Raw genomic sequence first — 25,293 nt, forward strand, 5'->3', positions numbered from 1 at the left:
CTCACTCCCGCGTACCCCAATGTTCGAGCTGCTCGCGGATCTTCCGGGTTTCCTCGTGTCGTTCGCCGCGGACCTCGACGGAATCGTCGAGCAGCGAAGTCCACGTCGAGAGGGCCTCGGTGACCTGGCCCGCCTTGGCGAGGGTGAGCGCGAGACCGAACCGAAGGTCGAGGACGTCGGGATGCCGCTCATTCAGCCGTCCCGTCGCTTCGTCGAGGAGCCGTCGGTACTCCGAAACAACGGGGGGGGGGTGCTCGATTTCGGCGCTCCAGAACGCGATGTTGTGCCGGACGCGGCCGACGATCTCGTCGTCACCCAACACCTGTTTCACCTGTGGCAGCAGTTCCCGGGAGAGCCGGAGGGCTTTCTCCCCGTCCCCGGTCTTGCCCGTCGCGATCGCTAGGAAGTGCCGCGCGTGCAGTGTCTCGCGATGGTCGGCTCCGAGCGCGTGGGTGGCGTCCCGGACAAGGGATTCGAACTCGGACCGTGATTCCTCGAAGCGGCCGAGTTCGGCGAGGAGATGTCCGATGTTGTTCCGGATGCTCAGAACGTCTTCGTCGCCGCCGGACAGCGCGGTGGTGGCGATCGGCAGCAGTTCTTCGAACCGGGCGAGCGCCCCGGCCGCGTCGCCCGCCTTGCCGGTCCAGGTGGCGTGCCGTGCTTTGCACCGCAACGTGATCCGGTCGGTCTCGCCGAGTTCCCGTGCCGCGCGATTCGCCCAGGCCGCCCAGCGTTCCCTGTTCTCGACGGGGATGTGGGACGCCCGGCGTTCCAGCGAGGTGAGGGCGTCTTCGCGCAGGTGAGCGAGCCAGAGGTGTTCGGCCTCGTTGGCCGCGGCATAACTTTGTTCGAGTGTCGGCTCGTCGTCTCCGGTCACGAGTGCCACCTCCGAGGTCGCCGCCGCCAGCCGGGCGTGCAGACGGGTCGCCACATCAGGGAAGAGCACGGGCGGCGCACCGGTCCACAGGACGGTTTCGTCGGCCAGCCCCGCTCGCGTCCGGCTGACCGAGTCACCGAGCCCGGCAAGGAAGTCGCGGACGTGAACCCGCCGGTCCGGACCACCGGCCGCCGCGCTCGCCGCGGTGAGGATCGAGATCGGGATGGGCCCGCGGCCGGCCGCCAGCCCGAGCAGTTCCAGCAGAACCGCGTGGCCCTGCCGCGGCGAGGCGACCGCGCCGGTGCTTTGCTCGACATCGACCTGGTCTTCATCCTCCTGCGTGACGCTGATGAAGGTGACCGTCGAATCGCCGAGCCGGAGAACGTCGCGATGCGCCAATTCGGCGTTCAGCACCCGTTTCCCGTTGACGAAGGTGCCGTTGGCGGAGTCCCGGTCGGTCAGCCACGCCGTCGTGCCGTCCCAGTGGATCTCGCAATGGAGCCGGGAAACCCGCGAATCCCCGAGCCGGAGCGCGGCGTTCCTGCTGCGGCCGAGCGTGGTGAGCCCGAACGACAGTTCGTGCCGCGCGGGTGGCAGACCGGGGACGTCGATGACCAGGGTGGCGGGGGTGATCCTCGGCGAGGTGGGCGAACCGGGGTCGCCCACGTAGACTTCTTCCGGTTCGCGGCTCAAGCTCGGCACGTCGTTCGGCCGATCGAGCCGGATCACGAACGCGGAGCGCAGAAGGTCCGGTTTCCGGGTCGCCACCACCGTGTTGACCCACTCCAGGGTCGGTTCCCGTGACAGGTCGAGGAGAACCGTGCACAGCCGCTGCCGGAGTTCGAGGTCGAGCCCGTCGAGCCCGTCGATCGCGATCCGCACCGGGCCGCCGGTCCATTGTGGAGCGAGTGTCCGAAGAGGACCGAAAAAGGCCAGATCGAAAGCGCTTGCGCCGTTGCGGGCTGCGTCGTCGAGCCCGGCATGGTGTGCCTGCTCGGCGTCGGCGAAACCGGGTACGGTCCGCCGCAATTGGCGGGCGAGTTCCCGTGCGAGCCGCTCCGCCGTGTCGCCGCGGCCCGCGAACAGGACGCCGTGCAGGAAGTCCGGCGGCACGTACGATCCGGCCACCGACGGCCGGGCGAGCGCGGCGAGCATGGCCGACTTCCCCGCCCCTGCCGCACCGGTGATCGCGACCAGCCTGGCGCCGGTGAGCAGACGCCCCACGGTTTCACCGAGTTTCGGATCCGGCCGGTAGTCCGCGGTCAGCCGTTCGATCCGCGGCGCGGCCGGGTTGCCAGCCAGGGGCGAACGCCGCCAAGCGGGGGAGGAGTTCAGCGCGAGCCACAGTCCCTGGTCGGCTTCGGCCACCTCACGGGTGCCGTCGAAACCCAGATGGATGGCGGTCTGCATCGGGCAGAGGCCGGTGATCACCCGTTTGAGATCCGCGCACCGGACGCGTTCGCCGAATTCGGCATGCCCCGACCGGAGCACCGAGACCAGTGACCGGCTGAAACACCCGTTCGCCGCGACACGGTCGTCCGAGGCGGTGAGCAGGTCGAATCGTTTGCCCGCCTCGCCGACGATCCGCAGCCAGCGTTGGCCCGCCTGCCTCGCCCCGATGCCGGCGTGGCAGGTGTCGAGCAGGATCACCAAACCGTCCAGCATCGAGAAGCGGCCGAGCAGCTCTTTGATGCGCTGGGCGAACAGGAACGACCTGCGGCTGTCCACCGGCAGGCCGGTGTCCTTGGTGAGGAAGTAGAAGTCGTCGTCGGCGTATTCGCCGTGCCCGACGAGCGAGAGGAACAGCGTCGCCTCGTCCTCCGAAGCGCGCTCGAAGGCTTCCACCAGTGCGTCGTCCAGCTCGACCATCGTCGGGTCGACGAGCAGGCCGCGCCCGCCCTCGAGCGCGGGGACGCAGCCGCCGATCTCGGGGTCGAGCAGGGCCGTCGAAACCTGACGGCCCGCGTCGGGGAGGAACGAGAGAAGGTTCAGCGAGTCGCACTGCGACGCGACGACCAACGACCTCCGCTCTCCCACGGAGATCACTTTGTCTCATCGGACGGTCACCGGCAAGGGCGGCCGCGATACTGTGCGCCATGGCTCGGATCGTTCTGGTGCACGGCATCGCCCAGGAACAGAAGTCCGCGGACACCCTCGAGGCGGAATGGCTGCCGAGTCTGGCGGGCGGTATCCGGCTCGCCGGTGACCCCGCGCTGGCCGACACCCTGTGGCGCGACGCCCGGCCCGGTGACGCGCGGATGGCCTTCTACGGTGACCTTTTCCTCAAGGACGGCCAGCAAGGCGGCGCCGACGAACTCAGCGCCGACGAGTGGGAACTCGCCGAGGCGCTGGCGGGGGAGTGGCTGCGGAACGCTGCCGTTTCGGCGTCCCGCGAGACGGATCGCGAGCGGGCGAGTGCCGAACTGGCCAGGCTCGGCGGTCCGGCCGGGGAAACCCAGGGTGTGCGCGCGGCCGCCCGCCCGGTGCTGAACGCGCTGGTGCGGCTGAAGCCGTTCGCGAGGCTCGGGGTGGCGTTCGCCGAACGCGTGGTGGTCAAGGCACTCAAACAGGTGACGCTGTACCTCACCGACGAGACGATCCGGAAACGCGTCCAGGATCGCGTCGCCGAGCACATCGGACCGGAGGCCGAAGCGATCATCGGACATTCGCTCGGTTCCGTCGTCGCCTACGAAGCCGCCCATCTGCACGGCCACCCGCTGCCGCTGTTGCTCACCCTGGGCTCGCCGCTGGGTCTGCGCACGGTGGTCTACGAACGGACCCGCCCGCAGCCGCCGTCCGTCCCGCCCGGTGTCGCGAGCTGGGTGAACCTGGCCGACCGCGACGATCTCGTCGCCGCCCGGCCGGACCTCAGCCGGCTGTTCCCCGGCGCCGACGGCGTCCTGGACAGCGGCTACACCGTCGACAACGGGGCGAAACCGCACGAGGCGGCGTTCTACCTCGCCAAACGCCGCACCGGTGAGGCCCTCTCCGTCGCACTGTCCGGGCGTTGACCCGCGGCGGACGACACGCGCGCTCGGTCGCTACGCCGCTGACATGGCCCTCGCTGAACCCCATGGTCCCCTGGTCGGTGCGTCGCGAAAGCCACTTTCGCGACGCCTGGTGTCCCGAAAGTGGCTTTCGCGGCATAGTGCCCCGTGAACTGACCATAAGGTAACTTACCTTGAGGTCATTTACCTCAGGGTAAGATACCCGCCGTGACAGAAGCAAGGGCCGTCGGCACGAAAGGGGTGCCCCGTGAGGAACGGGAGACCCAGATCGTGCGCGCGGGGACGGAGGAGTTCGGCAAGAACGGGTACGCCGGGGCGTCGATGGTGGAGATCGCCCGCCGGGTCGGCGTCACGAAACCCTTGCTGTACCAGTACTTCGGCTCGAAAGACGGGCTGTACCTCGCCTGCCTGCACCGGGCGGGGGACAGACTGACCGAAGGGGTCGCCGAGACGATGGCGGAGAAGGGCGAGCCGCCGGAACGGATGCCGCTCGCCGTACTTTCGGCCATTTTCGAGACGTTCGACAATGACCGGTACGCGTGGAAGCTGCTTCGCGACCCGACGGTGCCGTCGACCGGCGAGATCGCCGGCGTCGCGGTCGACTATCGCCACCGGCTCGACGGGTTCGCGCTGATCGGCGCCGCGCAGCTGATGCACTCGCGTGGGCTGGACGACGATCGTGACATCGAGGCGATCGCCCAGGTGTGGACCGGCGTGGTCGATTCCCTGATCAGCTGGTGGATCGACCAGCCGGATCAGGACGCCGCGGCGATGACCGAGCGCTGCTCGCGGATCATGCGGAACCTGTTCGGCTGGTGAGCGCCGCCAAGTCCGCCACGGCGGCTTCGCAGTCGGCGAAGGCGAGCGGCGGGCGATCGCCCAGCGGGAACCAGGCGTACTCGGAATTCTCTTCCGACAGCACGATTACCGCGTCCGGCGGGAGTTCGCAGACGAAGGCGAGGCCGATCGTCCTCAGCCCGGTGTCGCCGTAGACGGACGGGTACGACCCGGCGAACCGGAGGTTCCGGAGCTCGCAGCCGATTTCCTCGAGCCCTTCGCGGAGGAGGTTCTCCTCGGCGGTCTCGGCGCCGAAGAGGAAACCTCCGACGGTGTCCCAGCTGTCCTTCCGCGGCTCGTGTTCCCGGCGCAGCAACAGGATCCGGTCGCCGTCGAGGACGAGCCCGACCGTGGTCGGCAGCGGGTTGTCGTATTTGGTGAAGCCACAGACGGGGCATTCGACGTGGGCGTCTTCGCCGTCACCGGCGAGCCGTGTGCGGTCGCCGCAGCGAGGGCAGAATTTCCAGTCCTTCACCGGTCTGAGCTTAGGCGTTTCCATGGAAACGGCCGGGGTGCCCGGCGCCGCTCCGGACACCCCGGCCGCGACTCAGGACGCGGCGCTGGATTTGCCGCGCAGTTTGACGTTGGCCGTCGAGGCGTTCTTGATCGCCGTCTCGATCTGCGCCATCGTCGAGGACGAGGACAAACCCGGCACCGTCGCCGACTTCAGGGCGTAGAGCGTGAACGTGTAGGGATGGCTGGAGCCGCCGGGGCAAGGGCCGAAGTACTTCTGCGAGTTCGCCCCGCTGCCCATCGCCTTCTGCTTCGCACCGTTCTGGTTCGGAACCGTGTAGCCCGCTCCGAGGCCTTGGGGCAGCGACGTCGCGGACGCCGGGATGTCCCAGATCGCCCAGTGCAGTTTGTTGCCGTTGCTGGCCACGTCGGCGAAGACGACCGCGTATCCCTTGGCGCCGGTGGTCCCGGCACTCCACGCCAGTGGCGGAGAGGTGTCCTGACCCGCGGTGCCGTCACCGGCACAGGTGAACTTGTCCGGGATAGACGCGTTGTCGGCGAACGCGGAACTGGTCAGCTTGAACGCTCCCGGCTGTCCGCCACCGGGGAACTTCAACCGCACCACCACGTTGTCGATCCCGCTCGGGGTGCCGCCGTTCTTGTCCGCGTTGGTCGAGGTGACCCACAGGCCGCCGTCCGGTGTCTTGGTGACCGAGCGGAGCCTGCCCCAGCGGCCGGAGAACAGCGACTGCACCGAACCGACGCCGTTGCCCGCGGCGTTGATCTGGGTGGCGAAGAGCTGCTCGCTGGTGACGGCCGCGACGTAGATCCAGTCGTTGACGATCTCGATCCCGCTCGGCCCGCCGGAACTGGTCGACCAGGTCTTCTTCGGCGCGACAGTGCCACCGCAGGAGCCATCGGTGCCTTCGCACTGGGGCCAGCCGAAGTTGCCGCCCTTCTGGATCAGGTTGAGCTCGTCCAGTTTGCCGTCGCCGAACTCCGAAGCCCACAGCTGGCCACGGGAGTCCCACGCCAGGCCCTGCGGGTTGCGGTGCCCGAAGCTCCAGACATAGCGGGCGTTGCCGCCGGTGGAGAAGAACGGGTTGTCACCCGGTGCCGAGCCGTCGGGGTTGACCCGCAGGATCTTGCCGTTGAGCGATCCCTTGTTCTGCGCGGTGTCCTTGTTCTGGCCGTCGCCGACGGTGGCGTAGAGCTTGCCGTCCGGACCGAAACGCAGCCTTCCGCCGTTGTGGTAGCGGTTCTTGGCGATCCCGGTGAGCACCGGCGTCGACGTCGAGGACAGCTTTCCGTTGTCGTAGGTCATCTTCACGATCCGGTTGTCCCCGGATGCCGTGTGGTACAGGTAGATCGCGTGATCGGTGGCGTAGTTCGGCGAGACCGTGATGCCGAGCAGGCCGCCCTCGCCGTTGGTGCCGACCGCGCCGGGCACCTTGCCGACCGCGGTCTTCTCACCCGACGGCGTGATCCGCAGGATCTCGAACCGGTCCCGTTCGGTCGCCAGCGCCGTTCCGTCCGGCAGGAAGTCGACGGACCAGGCGAGGTCCGCCTTGGTGATGTCCTTGTCGTACTCGGGGATTCCGCCGCCCGCGTTCCCGCTCGTCTTCGCGGTCAGCGCGGCGCTCGCGGCCGAGGCGTTGCCGTCGAGGTCACGCGCCTTCACCGTGAAGGTGTAGGACGTGTTCGCCGTCAGCCCGGTGATCGTGGCTTCGAGCGAAGGTGTCGTCGCGACCTTCGTGGTGCCCTGATAGACGTCGTAACCGGCGATGGTGCCGCTGTCGTCCGTGGAAGCGTTCCACGCCAACGAGACACTGCTCGCGGTCACCGACGTCGAACGCGGGTTCCCCGGCACCGTCGGCGGCGTGGTGTCCCCGCTGGGCGGTGTCGTGAACTGGACGACATTGCTCTGCTGCGAAGGGTTTCCGGCCGCGTCGAAGGCGCCGACCGAGATGTCGTAGGCAGTGTTCGGCTGCAGGTTGTCGACGGTCGCGCTGAGTGTGTTCCCGTCGACGGTCTTGAGGACGTTGCCGCCGCGCATGACGTCGTAGCGGACCACGCCGACGTTGTCCGTCGCGGCTTGCCAGGTGAAAGTGGCGCTGCGGGCCTTGATGTCCTTGGCGGCCAGGTTCTCCGGCGGGGTCGGTGCTTCGGCGTCGAGCACTCCGCTCGCGGTGAGCTTGTCCGCGTTGGGACCACCGTTCGCGGTCGTCGCGGTGCTGCGGATCTTGTTCGCTCCGGCGGCCAAGGTGACGTTCTTGGTGACGGTCTCCCAGGTGGTCCACGCGCCCGTTCCGGGGAAGGACAGCGTGCCGGCGGCGGTCCCGTTGACGCTCAACGAGACGGGCCGGTCGATGGTGGTTCCATTGGCGTAGCGGAAAGTCAGCGTCTGGGTTCCGGCCTGCGCGGCGTTCACCGTGTACTCGACGTAGCTGCCGACAACGTTGTCGAAGTTCACGAACCCGGTGCCGGAATAGCCGGCGTGGTTCTTTTCGACGGCGCCTTGGGAGATCGTCGAGGCTTCGGATTCATGGTCGGTCATTGCCGCGCCGGCGGGCGGAGCCGGCAGGACGGCGAGGGTCATCGCCGTCGCGGCGGCACACGTGAGCAACGCGCGCCACGGTGGTCGGGGTGCCACTGGAGCCTCCATGCGTGAAGTTCGGGGTCGGGAGGTGCAACGGCGGACCGGGCGGGCCCGGCGGAGGAAGGGGCTTTAGTTAGGAAACTTTCCTATCTATGGGTCAAATCACACACCAGTGGCTCCTTCGTGTCAATACTTGACCACCATTAACACGGAGGGTCATCCCCCGAAACGCGTTTAGTCCTCTGGATGCGGTACTTGCACACGCAAGTACCGCATCCAGAGGACTAAACGCGGAGAAGAGAGCGGTCAGCCGGCGATGTCCGCCCGGGCGATCACCTTCGTGATCCGTGCGCGCACCAACGACTCCTCGGGGACGGCGTTCCGCTGGCCGTAGGCCTCGGCCTGGTCGGCGCCCATGTACCGGCCACCGAGCTTGGCCGCCCATTCGAGCATCTCGTCGAGATCGTTGTGCAGTACGGCTTCGGCGGTGAACTGCACGTACGAGAACGGCGGCTTCTGGTCGTCGACGGCCAGCGAGAGCCGCGGGTCGCGCCGCAGCGCCTTCCCCTTGAGGGTCTCCGTGCCGGTGGTGAAGATCAGCTCGTCGCCGTCCGGGCCCTCGTTCAGCAGGAACCACACCGGCGTCACGATCGGCGCCCCGTTGGCGCGGACCAGGCCGAGCATGCCCGTTCGCGTGCCCTTGCTCGCGAAGTCCCACCATTCGTCCCGGCTCATTTCACGCATGGACCAGACGCTACCGCCGCCCGGGGCACCGGGCACCCCGGTCACCCGTGCGGGTCGCCGGGGGTGGCGACTAGCCTGGCCTGCTGTGCGAGACGACGAGCTGACCGGGATGGGGCTGGCCGACGAGGGGCTGACCCGCCGCCTCAAGGCGCTGGCCTGTACAGCGCCCTTGCACGACCTCGACGCGCGCAAGGCGAAGCTGGACTGGGCGGACGCCACGATCTACCAGATGGCCGAGATCGCCCTGCACACGATCGACCAGGTCACCGTGTCGATGGACTTCGACACCGGCGCCGATCACGACCAGGTGATCGCGCGGTTGCTGCCGTTCGTCGGGCTCCAGGCGCCCGGCCGGACACCGGACGAGCACGCCAAGGTCGCCCGGTGGGTCCTCGACAACCTGATCAACGTCGGCACCACCGATCGCGGGTTCCGCCGCGTCTACGGCTCCATCGGTCCGGGCGGGGGTTACCAGCGCCGCCAGTTCGATTTCAAGCTGCTCGTCGAGCTGGCGGCGCCCGACGGCGAGGTCTACCTGCGCGCCACCGACGAAGCGATCAACGTCCTCGTCGGCGCGCTGGACACCGACGTCGAGTCCGCCCAGATCGCGGCCGAGGTGAAACTGGAGAACCTGATCAACCGCGGCCGCCTCGCCGACGCGAAGCTCGCCGCCGAGCAGGCCCGCTACCGGACCGTTCAATACGGCGAGACGCTGCGCGCCAAGCTGGACGCCACCCGGCGCGACGTCCGCGCGGTCGACTGGGAACGCGAGGTCCCGGACCTGCTGGATCAGGCGCTGTCCCATATCGAGTCCCGGTTCCGCGCCGAGAACGCGATCCTCAAGAACATCACCGCGTCGCGGGACGAGACCGAGGATCTCGACCGCAAACGCCGCGCGGCCGAACTCGTCGACATCGTCGGCGACTGCATCCGCCGCCACACCCGGCTCCAGTCGAGGCTGGCCGACGCCGGAGCGGTGTTCCGCGCCGAACAGGACCGCCAGCAGTTCTCCGGGCCGCCGCAGCGCGCGACGATCGACCTGTTCGGCCAGCTCCTGATGCCGACGCTGGGCCTGCCGATCGCCGAGGCCGTCGCGCCCGCCGAGTCGTTCTTCCACGCCGGTGCCGGGATCTCCCCGCCGACCGTGCCGTCGCTGTCCTCGCTGGTGTCGCTGCTGCTGCGGCCGGCGCCGGAACGCGACCAGCTCGTCGGCGAGATCCCCGAGCCCGAACTCATGCCCGCCGAGGTCACCGACAAATTCGGTGACGAACAGTGGCGCCTCGCCGACGACCTGCTCGACTTGCCGGAGGTGCCGCGACGGCTGTCCGGACTGCTCGAAGAGGCCCGCGGGATCGATCCAGGGCTGCCCGCCCTGGTCGCCCTGCGGGCGGTGCACGCCTACAGTCCCGAAGTCGGCGCGGCCCTGCGGCTGGGGGAGCGCCAGGTACTGCTGGCCGTCGACGACGGCACGCTGCTCGAAGACCCCGAGTTCGGCGGAGCGGATCTGCTGCTTTCGTCGGCGAGGGTCGATCGTGAGGACCAGGAAGAGGAGGAGGTCGCGTGACGACGGGGATTTCCACAGGGGACGTCGAATCCGCGGCCAGGCTGGTTTCGTTCGGCATGCGCCCGAAGCAGCTGCCGTCGCGGGACGTCGTGTACGGCGATCTCGTCCGGCGCTACGGCGAGGACAGGGCGTTCAAACAGCTCACGCACGCGGTCGCGGCCGGGCTCGGGCTGATGGTGCTGGAGGTCAACCTCCAGGCCGGTGCCGTGCTGGCGGCGACCGACGAGTCCGTCTTCGAGATCAAAATGGACAGTTACGCGCGGCAGAGCAAGATCCGCGAACGCCGGGAGACCGAGAAGGTCCTGCACGGGCTCGTCCATCTGGCCACCGCCGCGCTCGGCTACCCGCGCCCGGACGACCTCGCCAACGACACCTACATCGGCCGCGTCAGCGTCGAGCAGGTCGACGCGATGGTGCGTGAGGCCTGCCGGATCCTCGACGAGCGCGCGGCGGCGGCCGAGGCGAACAACGACCCGCTGGCCGACGCGCCCGAGCTCGAACAGGCCTGGCGCGCCTACGCCCGGCGTCCCGCGGCGGCGGCGACCAAGGACGGCAGGCTGGCTTCGGACACCACGCGCGGCATGGTCGCGCGCGCCCTGCGCTTTCTCGCCGATCAAGGCTTTCTCGTCCAGGTCAGCGGGGAACAGGGCGGGACCTATCGGACGACGCCGCGCTATCAGGTACAGGTGCGGGAACTCGCCGCCGACGCGGCCTTCGACGATCTGCTCGAGCTGAACGTGGTCTCGGTCGCCAACGGCGGCGGGACACTGCGGGCTGCCGCTTCGGACACGCTGTAACCGGCTGGTGAGCGGAGCAATGGTGATGAGCGGAAATCAGCCGATGCGAACCCGCCCGGGCCGGAGGTCCCGCCCTCGCGGCGGCAGGGCGCCGGGAAGCAGAGCGTGGGTGGCAACGGGAACCAGCGCCCTGGCAGCGCTATCGCGGACGCGGGTTCTCGGATAGGGGAGGGAAGAGATGTACGAGCTTTCGCGGGTTCGCCTGCACTCGGTGGGCCCGGCGGGCGCGCGGTACCAGGACGTCGTGCTGGACTTCAGCGGCGTCGGCGCGGCCATCACCGCACCCAAGCAGGACGCGCTGTTCAGCGCCGGGATCCACCTGGCGGGAGAGGGGCCGCCGCGGCGCCCGTCGCCGGCGAGCGTGCTGTTCCTGGAGAACGGCGGCGGCAAATCCGTCCTGATCAAGCTGATCTTCTCGGTCATGCTGCCCGGCCGCCGCCAGGTCGTCGGCACGACGAACACCAAGGTGCTGGAGAAGTTCGTCGCGGCCAAGGACGTCTCGCACGTCGTGCTGGAGTGGCTGCAGGTCGAGACCGGCCACCGGGTGATCACCGGCAAGGTGTCGGAATGGCGCGGGCACGTGGTGTCGGCGGATTCGGAGAACCTCGTCGATTCCTGGTACTGCTTCCGTCCCACCCCCTCGCTCGATCTGGACTCGCTGCCGCTGACGTCGGACGGCAGGCTGCTGACGATGTCCGGTTTCCACGACCAGCTCGACAAGGTGCACGGCGGCGAGCCGGAACTGGAGCTGTTCTGGACCCGGCGTCACCACGAATGGACGTCCCGGCTCGACGGCCTCGGCCTCGACACCGAGCTTTTCCGTTACCAGCGCGCGATGAACGCCGGTGAAGGTGAGGCGGCGGACGCCTTCGCGTTCAGCACCGACGAGGCGTTCGTCGAGTTCCTGTTGCGCGCGGTCCTTTCGGAGGAGGAGCCGAAGGACCTCGCGGAGGTCGTCGCGACGTACGCGCACAACCTCGCCCAGCGGGGGGATCTGCTGTCGGAGCGGGACTTCGTCGCGGGTGCGCTCGATCTGCTCACGCCGCTGGCGGAGGAGGAAGGCGTCGCCGCCGCGTCACGGAAGCTCGCCGACGCCGCCCGCGCCGAGATGCGGACGCTGGCCGGTCAGGTCGCCGCGCGGGACAAGCTGGAGAACGAGCGGCTGAGCGGGCTCGGACAGCACGTCGACGAGGTGAAGTCCGCGGAGAAACTGGCCGAGGGCGACCACCGCCGTCTCACCGCCGGGGTCACCGAACTCCGTCGCCTGGTCGGGAAACTGCGGCTCGACGAAGCGCAGGAGAGCAAGAAGCGGATCGACGGTGAACTGGCCGAGGCCAAGACCTCCGCCGAGGCGTGGCGGGAATGCGCCACCGTGCTCAACCACCTCAACGCCGCCCGCAAGGCCCGCGATTTCCGGGAACTGGTGGGAAATCGCGAGCAGAAGGCGCAGCCCGCGCTGCAGGCGCGCAACGCCGCCGCGGCCGCGCTCGCGCGTGGCCTGCTGGCGCTGGCCAAGAACGCGACCGAGCAGGCGGCGAAGGCCGAAGCGCAGGTCGGCGCCCTGCGTGCCGAAGCGGAAAAGGTCCAGGCGGAACGGGACGAGTCGGCGAATCTCGCGGCTTCGCGCCGGGCGGAGGCCCGCGGGCTGGGCGCACGGATCGCGGAAGTCCGCGAGGAGATCGCGGAAGCCGTCCGGTCCGGCGCGCTCAAGGCCGGGGCCGATGTCGCGGAGGCGGCGCGCGAGGCCAGGACCGGGGCCGGGGCGACCGCCGCGGAACTCGTCCGCCGTGAACAGGAACTCGAACGCGTCGCCGAGGATCTGCGTTCCGCGCAGGCCACCGTCAACGACGCGCACCGCCTCGTCGGATCCACAACGGACAGGCTGGAGCGCGCGGCCGACGAGCTCGACAGGGCCAATCGGCGCACCGACGCGCTCGCCGTCGAACCCCGCTTGAGTGAACTCCTCGGCGCGGACGACGTCGCGCTGGAGACGGATCTCCCGGTGCTGCTGGAACGGCTCCGCGAGGCGGGTTCGGCCGCGGAGAAGGAACAGACCGCGTTGCGGATGGAGGAATCCGTCGACGAGCGCGCGTTGAACGCACTGGGTTCGGGCGGTCTCCTGCCCGCCACCGAAGAGGTCCAGGCCGCGTTGGACGCGCTGGAAGCCGCCGGGATGAACGCGTGGTCCGGCTGGCGCTACCTGTCTACTTTGGACAAGAAGCGGCGTGCGGCGGTGTTGGCCCGTGCGCCCCAGCTCGTCTCGGGGATCCTGCTCAACGAGCCGGAGCAGGTCCGGCTCGCCGAGAAGGTCTTGGCGGAGCGGCGTTTGCTGCCCACCACGATCATCCCCGTCGCCACGACCGAGGCCACCACGACCGATCGGCTGCCGGGAGAGGCCGGCATCGAGTTCCTCGTGCCGCCCAACCCGGCCATGTACGACGAAGAGGCCGCCGACGCCGAGCGCGAGGCCATCGCGCTCCGGCACGCGGAACGTCAGCGCCGCCTGGAAGCGCTGGCGTCGTCGCTGGCCGACGACAGCGCGCTGTCGTGGAAACTCAAGACTTGGCGCGAGGACTACCCGCCGGGCAGCATCGCGACGCTGGCCGAGCAGCTGCAGAACGCGCGCACGGCGCACGAAACCGCGCAGACCGCGTTGGAGCAGGCGGAAAAGGAGTTCCAGCGCCTCGGTGAGAAGGTGACTGGGCTGCGGGATCGGGTCCCCGAACTGCGCGCGGCTTCGGCCGAGGCGGGGGAACGTGCCCGTGGCCTCGATGCGCTCGCCACGCGCGCCGCGAAGATTCCCGAGTGGACGGACGACGTCGAACGCGCGACGGAGACCGCCGAGCGGGCCGAGTCGACGGCGTCCGAAGCGGCGGTGCGGGCTTCCCGCCTGCGCGAGCAGGCAGGCGAGGAACAACGCACCGCCGACGGACACCGGCGCACGGCGACGACCGCGAAGTCGGAATTGGCGGAGGTTCCGGGATCGAGCGACGTCACCGAAGAAGATCCGGTGCCCGCCGAGCCGGTGGACGCGTTGCGGCGTACTTTCGCGTCGGCTTCCGAGGCGTACGCGAAAGTCGAGGTCGGCAGCGATCTGCGGGCCGAACTCGACCAGGCGGAAAGCGTCGAGGCGTCCGCGCGGGCGGCCGTCGAGGCGCTGGACGACGCCGTCCGCGAGCGGGCCTCGTCGTTGCTGGAGACGCCGGACGGTTCCGACGCTTCCGCGCGGGCGGCGGCGCAGGCGCGGGCGAACCGGGCGGTCGCCGTGCTGGAAGAGGAACGCACCGAGCTCGTCGGCCTCGTCGCTACCCGCAAGGCGGAACTGAGCCAGCTCCCGGAACAACCGTCGGCCCTCGCTCTCGACGCCAGGCCGAAGGACATCGAGCACGGCCTGGAGCTGATCGACGAGGCGAGCCTCGAAGTGTCCGCCGCCGCGCGGAAATGGGAGGAACTCCAGGAGCGCCGCGCCGCGGCCGAAGCGACACTGGAGTCCGCGAAGGCGTCCGCGTCCGGCTTCGGCCTGCTGGCCGAATCCATGGCACACCTGTTGTCCAAAGAGGACGACGCGGCCGCTTTCGACGGCGACGTCGAATCCGCGCGCGCCAAGCACTCCCGGCTCAACACCGCGCTCACGGAGGCGCAGGACGCCGCCGACGCGGGTGACCGCCGGGTGCGGGCCGCGGCCGACCAGCTGGCGCAGTACGCCACGGACAAACGATTCGAGAAGCTCAGCACGCCGGTGCGGCAGCAGGTGATCTCGGTCCGCCGCGATCAGCTTCCCGCCCACGCCGCGGAATGGGCGGAGGCGCTGCGGCCGCGGTTGCGCACGCTCACCGACGATCTGGCGCAGATCGACCGGCACCGCGGCGGCATCATCACCCGCCTGCAGGGCATGGTCGACGGTGCGCTGCGTACTCTTCGCGCGGCACAACGGGTTTCACGGCTGCCGGACGGTCTGGGCGACTGGTCTGGCCAGGAATTCCTGCGAATCCGCTTCACCGAACTCGAAGAGAACGTGCTCGCCGAGAAACTGGGCGAGGTCGTCGACGAGGCCGCGGTGGGGAAGACCTCCGACGGCCGGGACGTCAAACGGGACGGCCTTTCGCTCGTGCTGCGCGGCGTGCAGGCCGCCGCTCCCAAGGGGTTCCGGGTCGACATGCTGAAGCCGGACTCCGTACTGCGGACCGAACGCCAGCGTGTCTCCGAGATCCGGGACGTGTTCTCCGGCGGGCAGCAGCTGACCGCGGCGATCATCCTGTACTGCACCCTGGCGGCGCTGCGGGCGAACAACCGCGGCAAGGCGCGCAACCGGCACTCCGGCGTGCTGTTCCTCGACAACCCGATCGGCCGCGCTTCGGCGGGTTACCTGCTGGAACTGCAGCGCGCGGTGGCGGAGGCGCTGGGCGTCCAGCTGGTCTACACCACCGGCCTGTTCGACGCCGGCGCGCTGAGCGAGTTCCCGCTGATCGTGCGGCTGCGCAACGACGCGGACCTGCGGGCGGGCCGCAAGTACCTGTCCGTCGACGCGACGATCCGGAACGCGACCGACGAATTGGGCGAGCCGGACGGCGTCGCCCGCCTTTCGGCGACACGGCTGTTCACCCGGCCGGCGGAAGAGCCGGAACAGGAGGAGGAAACCGCCTAGGTGGCACAGGGTGGCACTCTGGGGCACATGAGCGCTATAGTGCGCTCATGAGCGTTCAGCACGAGATCTCCCAGCGTGATCTCCGGAACCGGTCCGGCGAGATCATGGACGCGGTCGAGCACGGGGAGACCTTCACCGTGACCCGTAGCGGTTCGCCCATCGCCCAGCTGGTCCCGCTGTGTCGCCGGCACGCCGTTTCCCGGGACCGGTTCGCCACCGGCTCGGCGAACGCTCCGCTCATCGATCCGGACAGGTTCCGCGCGGACCTCGACGACGCTTTCGAAGGGGAGGCGGACGATCCCTATGGCCGCTGAGGTTCACGGCCTGCTCGATACGAACATCCTCATCCTCCGGCGGACGATCGACCACGCCCAGCTGCCGGACCTGATGTCGATCAGCACGATCACGCTCGCCGAACTCTCCGCGGGGCCGCATTACGCCGGCGACCCGGCCGAGCGAGCCCGGCGCATGGATCTGCTGCAACGGGTGGAGTCCGAATTCGACCCGCTGCCCTTCGGTACCGAGGCGGCCCGGATCTTCGGCCGGGTGTCGGCTTCCGTGCTCGCGATGGGCAGGACGCCCCGGCGCCGGGTAGCCGACCTGATGATCGCCAGCGTGGCCATCGCGCACCGAATTCCCCTGTACACCACCAATCCGCAGGATTTCGAAGGCCTGAAGGAACTTCTCGACGTCGTTCCGGTCACCCGGCCGGGAAGCTGACCGGCTTCGCATGGCGAAGTGGCGGTGAGACATGGGTCGGGTTGGTCGTGAGTGGCGATTCGTGTTCTAACCCGAATCGTCACTCACGACCACCTGTACCGAGCTGGTGGCCGGCGATCACCACGGTTCCGGCGCCCTTCACCCGGCCGGCCTGAGGCTTTCCCGAGCCGAGGTCCGGTACTGCCCAGGCGCCTGATGGCGAGCCCGCCGGAAGGCCCGGCTGAACGCGTACACCGACGTGTAGCCGACAGAGCGGGCGATGGTGTCCACCGTGTCGTCGGTGTCGCGGAGCCGGACCGCGGCCAGGTCCATTCGCCACTGGGTCAGGTAATCGCCGGGAGTCCGGCCGGTGGTTTCGCGGAAGCGTCGGGTCAGGGTGCTGCGAGAGATCGCCAGTTCCGCCGCGAGCAGGTCGGTGGTCCACGGTTTCGCCGGCGCCTCGTGGATCTTGGCCAAGGCCACGCTGACCAGCGGATCGCCGAGGACACCGAGCCAGGTTCCCCGCGTCTCGGCGGGTTTCTCGGTCCGCCACGCGCGGAGCAACTGGACCAGGAGGATGTCGACGAGCCGGTTGAGGACGAACTCGGTGGCGATCTGCGGAGAGGCCAGCTCCCGCGACAGCAGCCGGACGGTGTCGTCCAGCCCGCCGCCGACGTGGTTCGCGCGGATGTGCACCAGCTCCGGCAGGGTGGCCAGCACCTGGGTGGACACCGCCGGATCGTAGTCGTAGGACGCGCCGAGGACATGGGTCTCGACCTCCCCTGAACCGAGGCGCAGTACTCCGCCGCACTCCCGCGCCTTCTCCGCCGCCGTGCACAGGTTGGGAATGATCGCGACGCCCGGGGCGCTGCGCAGGGTGTGCTCCGGTCCGTTCGGCAGCAGGACGACGTCGCCGGGCATGAGCTGCCGCGGCGGACGGCCCGCCACGTCCAGCCACACCGACCCGCTGGTGACGGCGTAGAAGGCCGCACCGGCGATGCCGTGCCAGAGGATCCCCCACGGCCCGGACGCCTCGATCCGGGCGCCAGCGGTGCCGCGGACGCCGCCCACGGCGAGGGTTTCGGCCAACAGGTCCATCCTGCCGAGCATAGTGCGACAAATGGATATGCTCATGGCATTCTCAGTCATCGATACGGTCACGCGATGCGCCATACGATCGAGGTCATGGCAGACACGATCGACTTCGACTTCGACGAGATCAACCGCGGCGTGATCGCCGAATTCCGCGAGACCGGGGGCAAGGCGGGTGGCATGTTCGAAGGCTTCCCGCTCGTCCTCGTCCACCACACCGGCGCGAAGTCCGGCACCGAGCGGATCGCACCGCTCGTTCCGCTCCTCGAGGGCGACCGGATCTACATCTTCGGCAGCAAGGGCGGCTCCGACGAGAACCCGGCGTGGTTCCACAACCTGGTGGCCAACCCGGACACGAAGGTCGAACTCGGCACCGAGACCTTCGCGGTCCGCGCCCGGTTGCTCACCGGCGCCGAGCGCGACGAGGTCTACGCCAGGCAGTCCGCCGTCATGCCGCAGTTCGCCGAGTACCAGCGCAAGACCAGCCGGGTCATCCCGGTGTTCGAACTGGAGCGGGTCTAGCCCCTCGTGAGTGGTAAGGACGGTTCCAACGGTCCTTACCACTCACAAGGCGCGGGGGTGAGCGGGGTGGCTTCTTCAGTGCTTCCCGATGGGCCCGGCGCCGAGCTCTTATGTCGCGAAGGGCCCTTTGAGTCCTTCACACCGTGCCGCTGCAACTGCTGGTTCCTGTGGGGCGAACGTGGCGATCACCGAGTCCGTGAAGGCCTCCTTGAGGGACTCTGGGTCCCTCAAGGAGGCCTTCACGGACCGACCTGAGATCAACCGCAGCCGGAACCCCCCGTAGATGCCTATGACAACCTTGGCCCTAACGTCCTTACCGCTCACGACCCCACACCTCACCGCAGGGTTTTGTCGGGCCCCGGTGATAGAACCGATCCGTGACCCTCAAGATCGGCATCCGGCAGCGCCGTGCCCGCCTCGCGACACGTCATCGCCTGACCACGCCCGCGGACTCGGTGCATGCCGCCGCGGACGCGGTCGTCGCCCTGCACGCCACCGATCCGGCGTCGGTGCACCTGTCGGCGTGGGCACGTGTCAAGGGCGACGGTGTCGCGGAGCTGGAGAACGCGCTTTACGAGGAGCGGACGCTGATCCGGATGCTCGGCATGCGCCGCACGGTCTTCGTCGTCGGGCACGAGAACGCGGCACTCGTCCAGGCCGCCTGTTCCGCCGACATCGCCAAGAAGCAGCGCCGCCTGCTCGAACAGCACCTCGGCACGCAGGGACACCCGGAAAACGTGCCCGATCCGGAACGCTGGCTGGCCGAGGTCGAGGACGCGACCGAGCGTGCGCTGAAGGCCCGCGGTTCCGCCACGGCGCAACAGCTTTCCGAGGACGAGCCGCGTCTCAGGCAGCAACTCGTGATGTCGAAGGGAAAGCCGTACGAGGCGATCGCCAACGTCACCAGCCGCGTCCTGTTCCAGCTCGCGGTCGACGGCCGCATCGTGCGCGGCCGCCCGCGCGGCAGCTGGATCAGCAGCCAGTACTACTGGGCGCCGATGGCGGACTGGCTGTCACAGGGCCTCGTCGAATGGGACGCCGACGCGGCCAGGGTCGAGCTCGCCCGGAAGTGGCTCTACGCCTACGGTCCCGCGGCGATCGCGGACCTCCGCTGGTGGACGGGCTGGACGGCCGGCCAGACGAAGAAGGCGCTCACCGAAATTCAGCCGGTCGAGGTCGATCTCGACGGTGTTCCCGGCATGGTCCTCGCCGACGACGTGGAGCCCGTCGCGGAGCCCGAACCGTGGGTCGCGTTGCTCCCGTCCCTCGACCCGACGTCGATGGGATGGCTCGAGCGCGACTGGTACCTGGGCCCGCACAAGGCGCCGTTGTTCGACGGCACCGGGAACATCGGGCCCACCGTCTGGGCCGACGGCCGGATCGTCGGCGGCTGGGCGCAGCGTCCGGACGGCGAGGTCGTCCACCACTTCCTGGAGGACGTCGGAGCGGACGTCGAACGGGCCGTCGAGGCGGAGGCGAACCACCTGGCCGAGTGGTTCGGAGAGGTGCGAGTCACGCCACGGATGCGCACGCCGCTGGAACGGCGGCTAGCACAGCGAAGCTGAGAGTTTTCCCAAGACGTCCTGGTGGCGACGCACTTGATCGATTCTTGACCTGACCCACCGAGTGGTGGAAGTCTCGTCAGGGCAAAGAGGGCCGCCCGAGCACGCACGCTAGGGTTGCGCCCGAGTAAAGGACGTCTTTCCGGGGCGATCCCGGACGAGTCTCAAGGGAGTGGCAGCAGTGACGGTTCGCGTAGGTGTCAACGGCTTCGGCCGCATCGGCCGCAACTTCTTCCGGGCCGTGCAGGCCGCCGGTCACGACATCGAGGTGGTCGCGTTCAACGACCTCGGCGACGTCGCCACCATGGCCCACCTGCTGAAGTACGACTCCATCCTCGGCCGCTTCCCTGGCGAGGTCAGCGTCAGCGACGAGGGCATCGTCGTCGACGGCAAGACGATCAAGGCCCTCGCCGAGCGCGACCCGGCCAACCTGCCCTGGGGCGACCTGGGTGTGGACGTCGTCGTCGAGTCGACCGGTTTCTTCACCACCGGTGACGCCGCCAAGGCGCACCTCGCCGGTGGCGCCAAGAAGGTCATCATCTCCGCGCCCGCCAAGGGCGAGGACCTGACCGTGGTGCTGGGCGTCAACGACGACAAGTACGACGGTTCGCAGAACATCATCTCGAACGCGTCCTGCACCACCAACTGCCTCGGCCCGCTGGCCAAGGTGCTGAACGACGCCTTCGGTGTCGAGCAGGGCCTCATGACCACGATCCACGCGTACACGCAGGACCAGAACCTGCAGGACGCGCCGCACAAGGACCTGCGCCGCGCCCGTGCCGCCGCGCTGAGCATGGTCCCGACCTCGACCGGTGCCGCCAAGGCCATCGGCCTGGTCCTGCCGGAGCTCAACGGCAAGCTCGACGGCTACGCGGTCCGCGTCCCGGTCCCGACCGGTTCGGCCACCGACCTCACCGTCACGCTGACCAAGAGCGCGACCCTCGAGGAGATCAACGCCGCGTACAAGGCCGCCGCCGAGGGCCCCCTGGCCGGCATCCTGCGCTACAACGACGACCCGATCGTTTCGGCCGACATCGTCACCGACCCGGCGTCCTGCATCTACGACGCGCCGCTGACCAAGGTCATCGGCAACCAGGTCAAGGTCGTCGGCTGGTACGACAACGAGTGGGGCTACTCCAACCGCCTCGCCGACCTCGTCAAGCTCGTCGGCAACAAGCTCTCCTGAGCCATGGCGCTGAAAAACCTCGAAGACCTGCTGGGCGAGGACGTCTCGGGCCGGTTCGTACTCGTACGTTCCGACTTGAACGTCCCGCTCGACGGGAACATGATCACTGACGACGGCCGCGTCCGCGCGGCCCTGCCGACCCTCAAGCGGCTCGCCGAGGCGGGCGCGAAGGTGGTCGTCACGGCGCACCTCGGCCGTCCCAAGGGCGAGCCGGACCCGAAGTTTTCGCTCGCTCCCGTCGCCGTGAAGCTCACCGAACTGCTCGGCATCGACGTCCCGCTGGCCGGTGACCTGGTCGGCGAGTCCGCCAAGGCCACCGTCGCGGGCCTGACCGACGGCCAGGTGGCTTTGCTGGAGAACGTGCGCTTCGACGCCCGCGAGACCAGCAAGGTCGAGGCCGAGCGGCAGGAGCTGGCCGCGGAGCTGGCCGCCCTCGTCCCTGGCGGCGCGTTCGTCTCCGACGGTTTCGGTGTCGTGCACCGCAAGCAGGCTTCGGTCTACGAGATCGCGCGGGACCTTCCGGCCTATGCGGGCGGTCTGGTGCTGGCCGAGGTCGACGTCCTCAAGAAGCTCACCGAGGACCTCGCGCGACCGTACGTCGTCGTCCTCGGCGGCGCGAAGGTGTCGGACAAGCTGGGCGTCATCGCCAACCTGCTGACCAAGGTCGACAGGCTGCTCATCGGTGGCGGCATGGCGTACACCTTCCTCAAGGCCCAGGGCCACGAGGTCGGGAACTCGCTGCTGCAGGAGGACCAGCTGGAGCAGGTCCGCGGTTTCCTCGCCGAGGCGGAGAAACGCGGCGTCGAGCTGGTCCTGCCGGTGGACGTCCTCGCCGCGACGGGCTTCGCCGCCGACGCGGAGTTCGACGTCGTCGACGCGAAGGCCATCCCGGCCGACCGCATGGGCCTCGACATCGGCCCGAAGTCACGCGAACTGTTCGCGGGCAAGCTGGCCGACGCGGCGACCGTGTTCTGGAACGGCCCGATGGGCGTGTTCGAGTTCGAGTCCTTCGCCGGCGGCACCCGTGCCGTGGCCGAAGCGCTGGTCAAGAGCGACGCCTTCACCGTCGTCGGCGGTGGCGACTCCGCCGCGGCCGTGCGGCGGCTCGGCCTTCCGGAGGACGGCTTCTCGCACATCTCGACCGGCGGCGGCGCGTCGCTGGAGTACCTGGAGGGCAAGGAACTGCCCGGAGTCGCTGTGCTGGGAGAGAACGACTAGTGGCGCGCAAACCGCTCATCGCCGGCAACTGGAAGATGAACCAGAACCATCTCGAAGCCATCGCGCTGGTTCAGAAGATCGCCTTCGCCCTGCCGGAGAAGTATTACGCGAAGGTCGACGTCGCGGTCCTGCCGCCGTTCACCGACATCCGCAGTGTCCAGACGCTGACCGACGGCGACAAGCTGTCGCTCACCTACGGCGCCCAGGATCTGTCGCCGCACGACTCCGGTGCCTACACCGGCGACGTGTCGGGCCCGATGCTGGCGAAGCTGGGTTGCAGCTTCGTCACCGTCGGGCACTCGGAGCGGCGTGAGTACCACGGCGAGTCCGACGAACTGGTGAACAAGAAGGTCAAGGCCGCGCTCAAGCACGGCATCAAGCCGATCCTGTGCGTGGGGGAGAAGCTCGAGGTCCGCGAGGCCGGAGAGCACATCGCCCACACCACGACCCAGCTGGTGGAGGGCCTCAAGGGGCTCAAGGCCGAGCAGGTCAAGGACGTCGTCGTCGCCTACGAGCCGGTCTGGGCCATCGGGACCGGCAAGGTCGCGACCCCGCAGGACGCCGAGGAGGTGTGCGGAACCATCCGCGCCACCCTGGCCGAGAAGTACGGCGTTGAAACCGCATCGCTTGTACGTCTGCTCTATGGGGGCTCGGCCAAGGCCAACAACATCAGTGACCTCATCGCTTGCGAGAACATCGATGGTGCGCTCGTCGGTGGTGCAAGCCTGGATGGTGACGAGTTCACCAAACTCTGCGCGCTCGCCGCGGGCGGGCCCCTGCCCTGATCGGGGCACCTACCGGGTAACCTGGGTATCCGGTCCGTCACACAGCAGTGGACGAGTCCAGGAGTACGGTGTGTTCTGGCGGTCTATGGCCGCCGGTGGCACACCGTTTTCCTGCATTCTCCAAGAGCGCAGAGGATGACATGAAGCTGTTCCTGCAAATCCTGTTGATCGCCTCCAGCTTTTTCCTGGTGGTCGCCGTGTTGCTGCACCGCGGTCGTGGTGGCGGTCTGTCGTCGCTGTTCGGTGGCGGTATGCAGTCGAGCCTGTCCGGCTCGAGTGTGGCCGAGAAGAACCTCGACCGGATCACGGTGTTGCTGGGTTCGGTGTGGCTGATCAGCATCATCGGCCTGGGGCTCCTGCTCAAGGTCTGATCGATCCAGGTGTTTCGGCGTGCCTATGGGGGGCGCGCCGCCGATCCCTATAGGTGTGAGGATTCATGGTTGGCGGTAACGCGATTCGGGGCACCCGCGTGGGTGCCGGTCCTTCGGGCGAATCGGAACGGGGTGAGTCGGCGCCGCGGCGCCGTATTTCCTACTGGTGTGCCAACAGGCACGAGGCGCAACCGTCGTTCTCGATGGACGCCGAGATTCCCGAAGAGTGGGACTGCCCACGCTGCGGGCTCCCCGGTGGGCAGGACGAGAAGAACCCGCCTGCCGCGCCGCGGACCGAGCCTTACAAGACCCATCTCGCCTACGTGAAGGAACGGCGTTCCGACGCCGACGGCGAGGCCATCCTCGCCGAGGCGCTGGAGCGGTTGCGCCAGCGCCGGGAGATCTAGAACCGGTCTTCCGGAGCTGAAAGCCCGCGTCCGCGATCCCGTCGCCAGGGCGCGCCCCGTTCGAACATGCCGACGTCAGGTTGGTGGGGCGCGTCCTGTCGCCGCGATGGCGGGCCTGCGGCCTGGCGAGTTCAGCGCAGCTGCGCCACCCGGCTGGTCACCGGTCGAGCGGGTACCGGGCACGCACCCGGAACCCGCCGTCCTCGGTGTCGGCGGTCTCGAAGCTTCCACCCAGCAGTCGAGCGCGTTCGGCCAGTCCGGTCAGCCCGTGCCCTCCAGAGGGCAGGGCCGCACCGGCTGTCCGGGCGCGCTCGTTGCGTATTTCGACCTTGAGGGAACCGTGCTCGCCCTGGATCCGGATGGTCGCGGTGGCCCCTGGAGCGTGCTTGTGTACGTTGGTCAGGCATTCCTGCACGGTCCGGTAGGCCGCCGCCGAAACCTGGCTGGGCAGGAGGTCGGGGATCCGCTCGACGGTGAGGTGCACCGGGACGTCCGAGCCGCGGATCAGCCGGTCGAGTTCGTTGATTCCCGGTCGCGGTCCGTCGTCCTCGGAGCCCGAGCGCAGCACGCTCACGAGTGAACGCAGTTCCTCGAGCGTTTTGGTGCTCAGTTTCCGGATGACCTGCGCGGTTTCGAGCGAGCGGGCGTCGGTGGTCTGCGCCTGCAGCGCGCCGGCCTGCATCGCGATCAGGGTGATCTGGTGCGAGACGACGTCGTGCATCTCCCGCGCGAGCCGGGCACGTTCCTCCGCGCGGACGGCGTCGGCGTGGAAGCGGCGCTCGCGGTCGCGGCTGGCGGCGAGTTCGGAGAGCTTCTGCGAGATCTCGGTCCGCGCTCCGACGAGCAGGCCGATGGCCACCGGCATCCCGGCGACGATGACGCCGTAGATCCCGTCCAAAACGTGTTCGCGCCAGCTGAGCTCGACGAAGTCGGCCAGCGGCCATTGGACGAACCGGCAGGTGAAGACGAGCGCGAATCCGGTCCAGGTCTGCCAGTGCATCTGCTTACGGGTGGCGAGGAAGCCGAGCGCGATCATCGCCGCCAGCTGGGACCAGCCCGCCAGGAACCCGGGTACGGTGACGATCACCGCGAGGAACGGCAGCTTGCGGCGGAAGGCGAGGCCGAGGCACGCGGCGCCGGAGAGATAGATGGAGTACGGCTGAGCCTTCTCGGGGATCACCAGCCAGACGTCGAGCGCGGCCAGGAAGATCGCGAGCGTATCGACGCCCAGCGCGACCAGCGCGGGACGTTTGACCTTGGCGAACGACATGACCCCGGCGGCACGGCGCATCCGGTCGGCGGCGTCCGCTCCGGAGCCGCCCACCGAGATACCTGGCATCGAGAGACCCTCTGTGCTCATCGCTGGCGACCTCACTCGTCTTGTGGACTTGAATGGTGAGACGTGTTCTTCGCCCGATCGGGACGCGCAGGAACGAACAAATGTGCGGATGCTAACGGGTGGATGTGCAGGGACGGTAAGTTTCCCCCAGTCGGGCTAGCGACTGTCCGGTCACTGTCCGTTCTGCGGACAGGCGCATGAACGTTCGGTCGGTCAAGGCGCGGACCGGACCACCCGGGCTCGGTGGTCCGTTGATCGTTCCGACGCACGAACGGCCTGTCTCTGATGCGAAAGCCGGCACGAGTTGATCTTTGTCACTTTCCGCCCCCAGACGGTCACAGAAGGCGTAATGCCGTGAACGCCTCCTTAGCTACCTTCAGGGTAGGGAAGGAGGCCTTCACGGACTTCCGCCATGGGGGTGTCACCGGTCGACGCCTCGCCGCAGCCCTCCACCCGCAGAAGCGCGTGAAGGCCCCCTTCCCTTGGCTCGGCCGAGGGAAGGGGGCCTTCACGCGCGAAAGCAGCCGCCCCTCGGATTCTTTTCGACCCTCTTCAACTTCTAAGCGAGACCCCCGTTCCACAGCCCAA

General features: G+C 68.8%; 20 protein-coding genes. 14 read left to right on the forward strand and 6 right to left on the reverse strand.

What is annotated here, in order from left to right; translation table 11 throughout:
* Position 1: 1 nt before the first annotated feature.
* Positions 2-2,923 (reverse strand): FHA domain-containing protein, encoded by a 2,922-nt coding sequence (locus ACZ6DT_RS06305; RefSeq protein ID WP_465589520.1) that lies wholly within the window; start codon positions 2,921-2,923, stop codon positions 2-4.
* 50 nt (positions 2,924-2,973) lie between these two features.
* On the opposite strand from ACZ6DT_RS06305, the gene ACZ6DT_RS06310 reads away from it, so the two are divergent.
* Together ACZ6DT_RS06310 and ACZ6DT_RS06315 are read left to right on the forward strand one after the other, a co-directional pair.
* Positions 2,974-3,888, forward strand: a complete 915-nt coding sequence (locus ACZ6DT_RS06310) for a hypothetical protein (protein WP_465589521.1) — start codon at positions 2,974-2,976, stop codon at positions 3,886-3,888.
* Positions 3,889-4,092: 204 nt separating this feature from the next.
* Entirely contained in the window at positions 4,093-4,704 is a 612-nt protein-coding gene (locus ACZ6DT_RS06315) for a TetR/AcrR family transcriptional regulator (protein ID WP_396566372.1), read from the forward strand.
* Here ACZ6DT_RS06315 and ACZ6DT_RS06320 read toward each other — a convergent pair.
* From ACZ6DT_RS06320 to ACZ6DT_RS06330, 3 genes are all read right to left on the reverse strand, one after another.
* Entirely contained in the window at positions 4,679-5,197 is a 519-nt protein-coding gene (locus ACZ6DT_RS06320; protein WP_465589525.1) for an NUDIX domain-containing protein, read from the reverse strand. The two genes, ACZ6DT_RS06315 and ACZ6DT_RS06320, sit on opposite strands and share 26 nt — an antisense overlap.
* A 72-nt stretch (positions 5,198-5,269) precedes the next feature.
* Positions 5,270-7,774 (reverse strand): YbhB/YbcL family Raf kinase inhibitor-like protein, encoded by a 2,505-nt coding sequence (locus ACZ6DT_RS06325; RefSeq protein ID WP_465590534.1) that lies wholly within the window; start codon positions 7,772-7,774, stop codon positions 5,270-5,272.
* 306 nt (positions 7,775-8,080) lie between these two features.
* Complete coding sequence (locus ACZ6DT_RS06330) at positions 8,081-8,518, reverse strand: PPOX class F420-dependent oxidoreductase (RefSeq protein ID WP_465589528.1); 438 nt, start codon at positions 8,516-8,518, stop codon at positions 8,081-8,083.
* Positions 8,519-8,627: 109 nt separating this feature from the next.
* Between ACZ6DT_RS06330 and ACZ6DT_RS06335 the strand changes: the two genes are divergently transcribed.
* The 5 genes from ACZ6DT_RS06335 to ACZ6DT_RS06355 all read left to right on the forward strand — a co-directional run bounded on the left by ACZ6DT_RS06335 (position 8,628) and on the right by ACZ6DT_RS06355 (position 16,244).
* Entirely contained in the window at positions 8,628-10,082 is a 1,455-nt protein-coding gene (locus ACZ6DT_RS06335) for a hypothetical protein (protein ID WP_465590537.1), read from the forward strand.
* A gap of 56 nt (positions 10,083-10,138) precedes the next feature.
* Complete coding sequence (locus ACZ6DT_RS06340) at positions 10,139-10,879, forward strand: hypothetical protein (protein ID WP_125794026.1); 741 nt, start codon at positions 10,139-10,141, stop codon at positions 10,877-10,879.
* Between the two features lie 178 nt (positions 10,880-11,057).
* A complete protein-coding gene (locus ACZ6DT_RS06345; protein WP_465589531.1) occupies positions 11,058-15,524 on the forward strand; it encodes a coiled-coil domain-containing protein in 4,467 nt (1,488 codons plus the stop codon).
* A 47-nt stretch (positions 15,525-15,571) separates the two neighbouring features.
* Complete coding sequence (locus ACZ6DT_RS06350) at positions 15,572-15,838, forward strand: type II toxin-antitoxin system Phd/YefM family antitoxin (protein WP_465589534.1); 267 nt, start codon at positions 15,572-15,574, stop codon at positions 15,836-15,838.
* Positions 15,828-16,244, forward strand: a complete 417-nt coding sequence (locus ACZ6DT_RS06355; RefSeq protein ID WP_465589537.1) for a PIN domain-containing protein — start codon at positions 15,828-15,830, stop codon at positions 16,242-16,244. The genes ACZ6DT_RS06350 and ACZ6DT_RS06355 overlap by 11 nt, the downstream gene beginning before the upstream one ends.
* A gap of 138 nt (positions 16,245-16,382) precedes the next feature.
* On the opposite strand, the gene ACZ6DT_RS06360 is transcribed toward ACZ6DT_RS06355, so the two are convergent.
* Complete coding sequence (locus tag ACZ6DT_RS06360) at positions 16,383-17,321, reverse strand: AraC family transcriptional regulator (RefSeq protein ID WP_465589540.1); 939 nt, start codon at positions 17,319-17,321, stop codon at positions 16,383-16,385.
* Between the two features lie 87 nt (positions 17,322-17,408).
* Here ACZ6DT_RS06360 and ACZ6DT_RS06365 point away from each other — a divergent pair, with 87 nt between their 5' ends.
* The 7 genes from ACZ6DT_RS06365 (at position 17,409) to ACZ6DT_RS06395 (ending at position 23,366) form a co-directional block, all read left to right on the forward strand.
* Complete coding sequence (locus ACZ6DT_RS06365) at positions 17,409-17,837, forward strand: nitroreductase family deazaflavin-dependent oxidoreductase (RefSeq protein ID WP_125783697.1); 429 nt, start codon at positions 17,409-17,411, stop codon at positions 17,835-17,837.
* 377 nt (positions 17,838-18,214) lie between these two features.
* The gene (locus ACZ6DT_RS06370; RefSeq protein ID WP_465589545.1) at positions 18,215-19,402 is read left to right on the forward strand and encodes a winged helix DNA-binding domain-containing protein; all 1,188 of its coding nucleotides are present in this window, start codon (positions 18,215-18,217) and stop codon (positions 19,400-19,402) included.
* A gap of 178 nt (positions 19,403-19,580) precedes the next feature.
* The gene (gap, locus tag ACZ6DT_RS06375) at positions 19,581-20,585 is read left to right on the forward strand and encodes a type I glyceraldehyde-3-phosphate dehydrogenase (RefSeq protein WP_465589547.1); all 1,005 of its coding nucleotides are present in this window, start codon (positions 19,581-19,583) and stop codon (positions 20,583-20,585) included.
* A gap of 9 nt (positions 20,586-20,594) precedes the next feature.
* Positions 20,595-21,803: a phosphoglycerate kinase gene (locus ACZ6DT_RS06380; protein WP_465590540.1), complete on the forward strand. Its 1,209-nt coding sequence runs from the start codon at positions 20,595-20,597 to the stop codon at positions 21,801-21,803.
* Positions 21,803-22,588: a triose-phosphate isomerase gene (gene tpiA, locus ACZ6DT_RS06385; RefSeq protein WP_465589550.1), complete on the forward strand. Its 786-nt coding sequence runs from the start codon at positions 21,803-21,805 to the stop codon at positions 22,586-22,588. The genes ACZ6DT_RS06380 and tpiA overlap by 1 nt, the downstream gene beginning before the upstream one ends.
* 140 nt (positions 22,589-22,728) lie before the next feature.
* Entirely contained in the window at positions 22,729-22,959 is a 231-nt protein-coding gene (gene secG, locus ACZ6DT_RS06390; RefSeq protein WP_125783705.1) for a preprotein translocase subunit SecG, read from the forward strand.
* A 65-nt stretch (positions 22,960-23,024) separates the two neighbouring features.
* Positions 23,025-23,366, forward strand: a complete 342-nt coding sequence (locus tag ACZ6DT_RS06395) for an RNA polymerase-binding protein RbpA (RefSeq protein ID WP_026467877.1) — start codon at positions 23,025-23,027, stop codon at positions 23,364-23,366.
* A 157-nt stretch (positions 23,367-23,523) separates the two neighbouring features.
* On the opposite strand, the gene ACZ6DT_RS06400 is transcribed toward ACZ6DT_RS06395, so the two are convergent.
* The gene (locus ACZ6DT_RS06400) at positions 23,524-24,726 is read right to left on the reverse strand and encodes a sensor histidine kinase (protein WP_465589553.1); all 1,203 of its coding nucleotides are present in this window, start codon (positions 24,724-24,726) and stop codon (positions 23,524-23,526) included.
* Positions 24,727-25,293: the final 567 nt, after the last annotated feature.

The sequence above is a fragment of the Amycolatopsis sp. NPDC041971 genome, assembly GCF_055588925.1.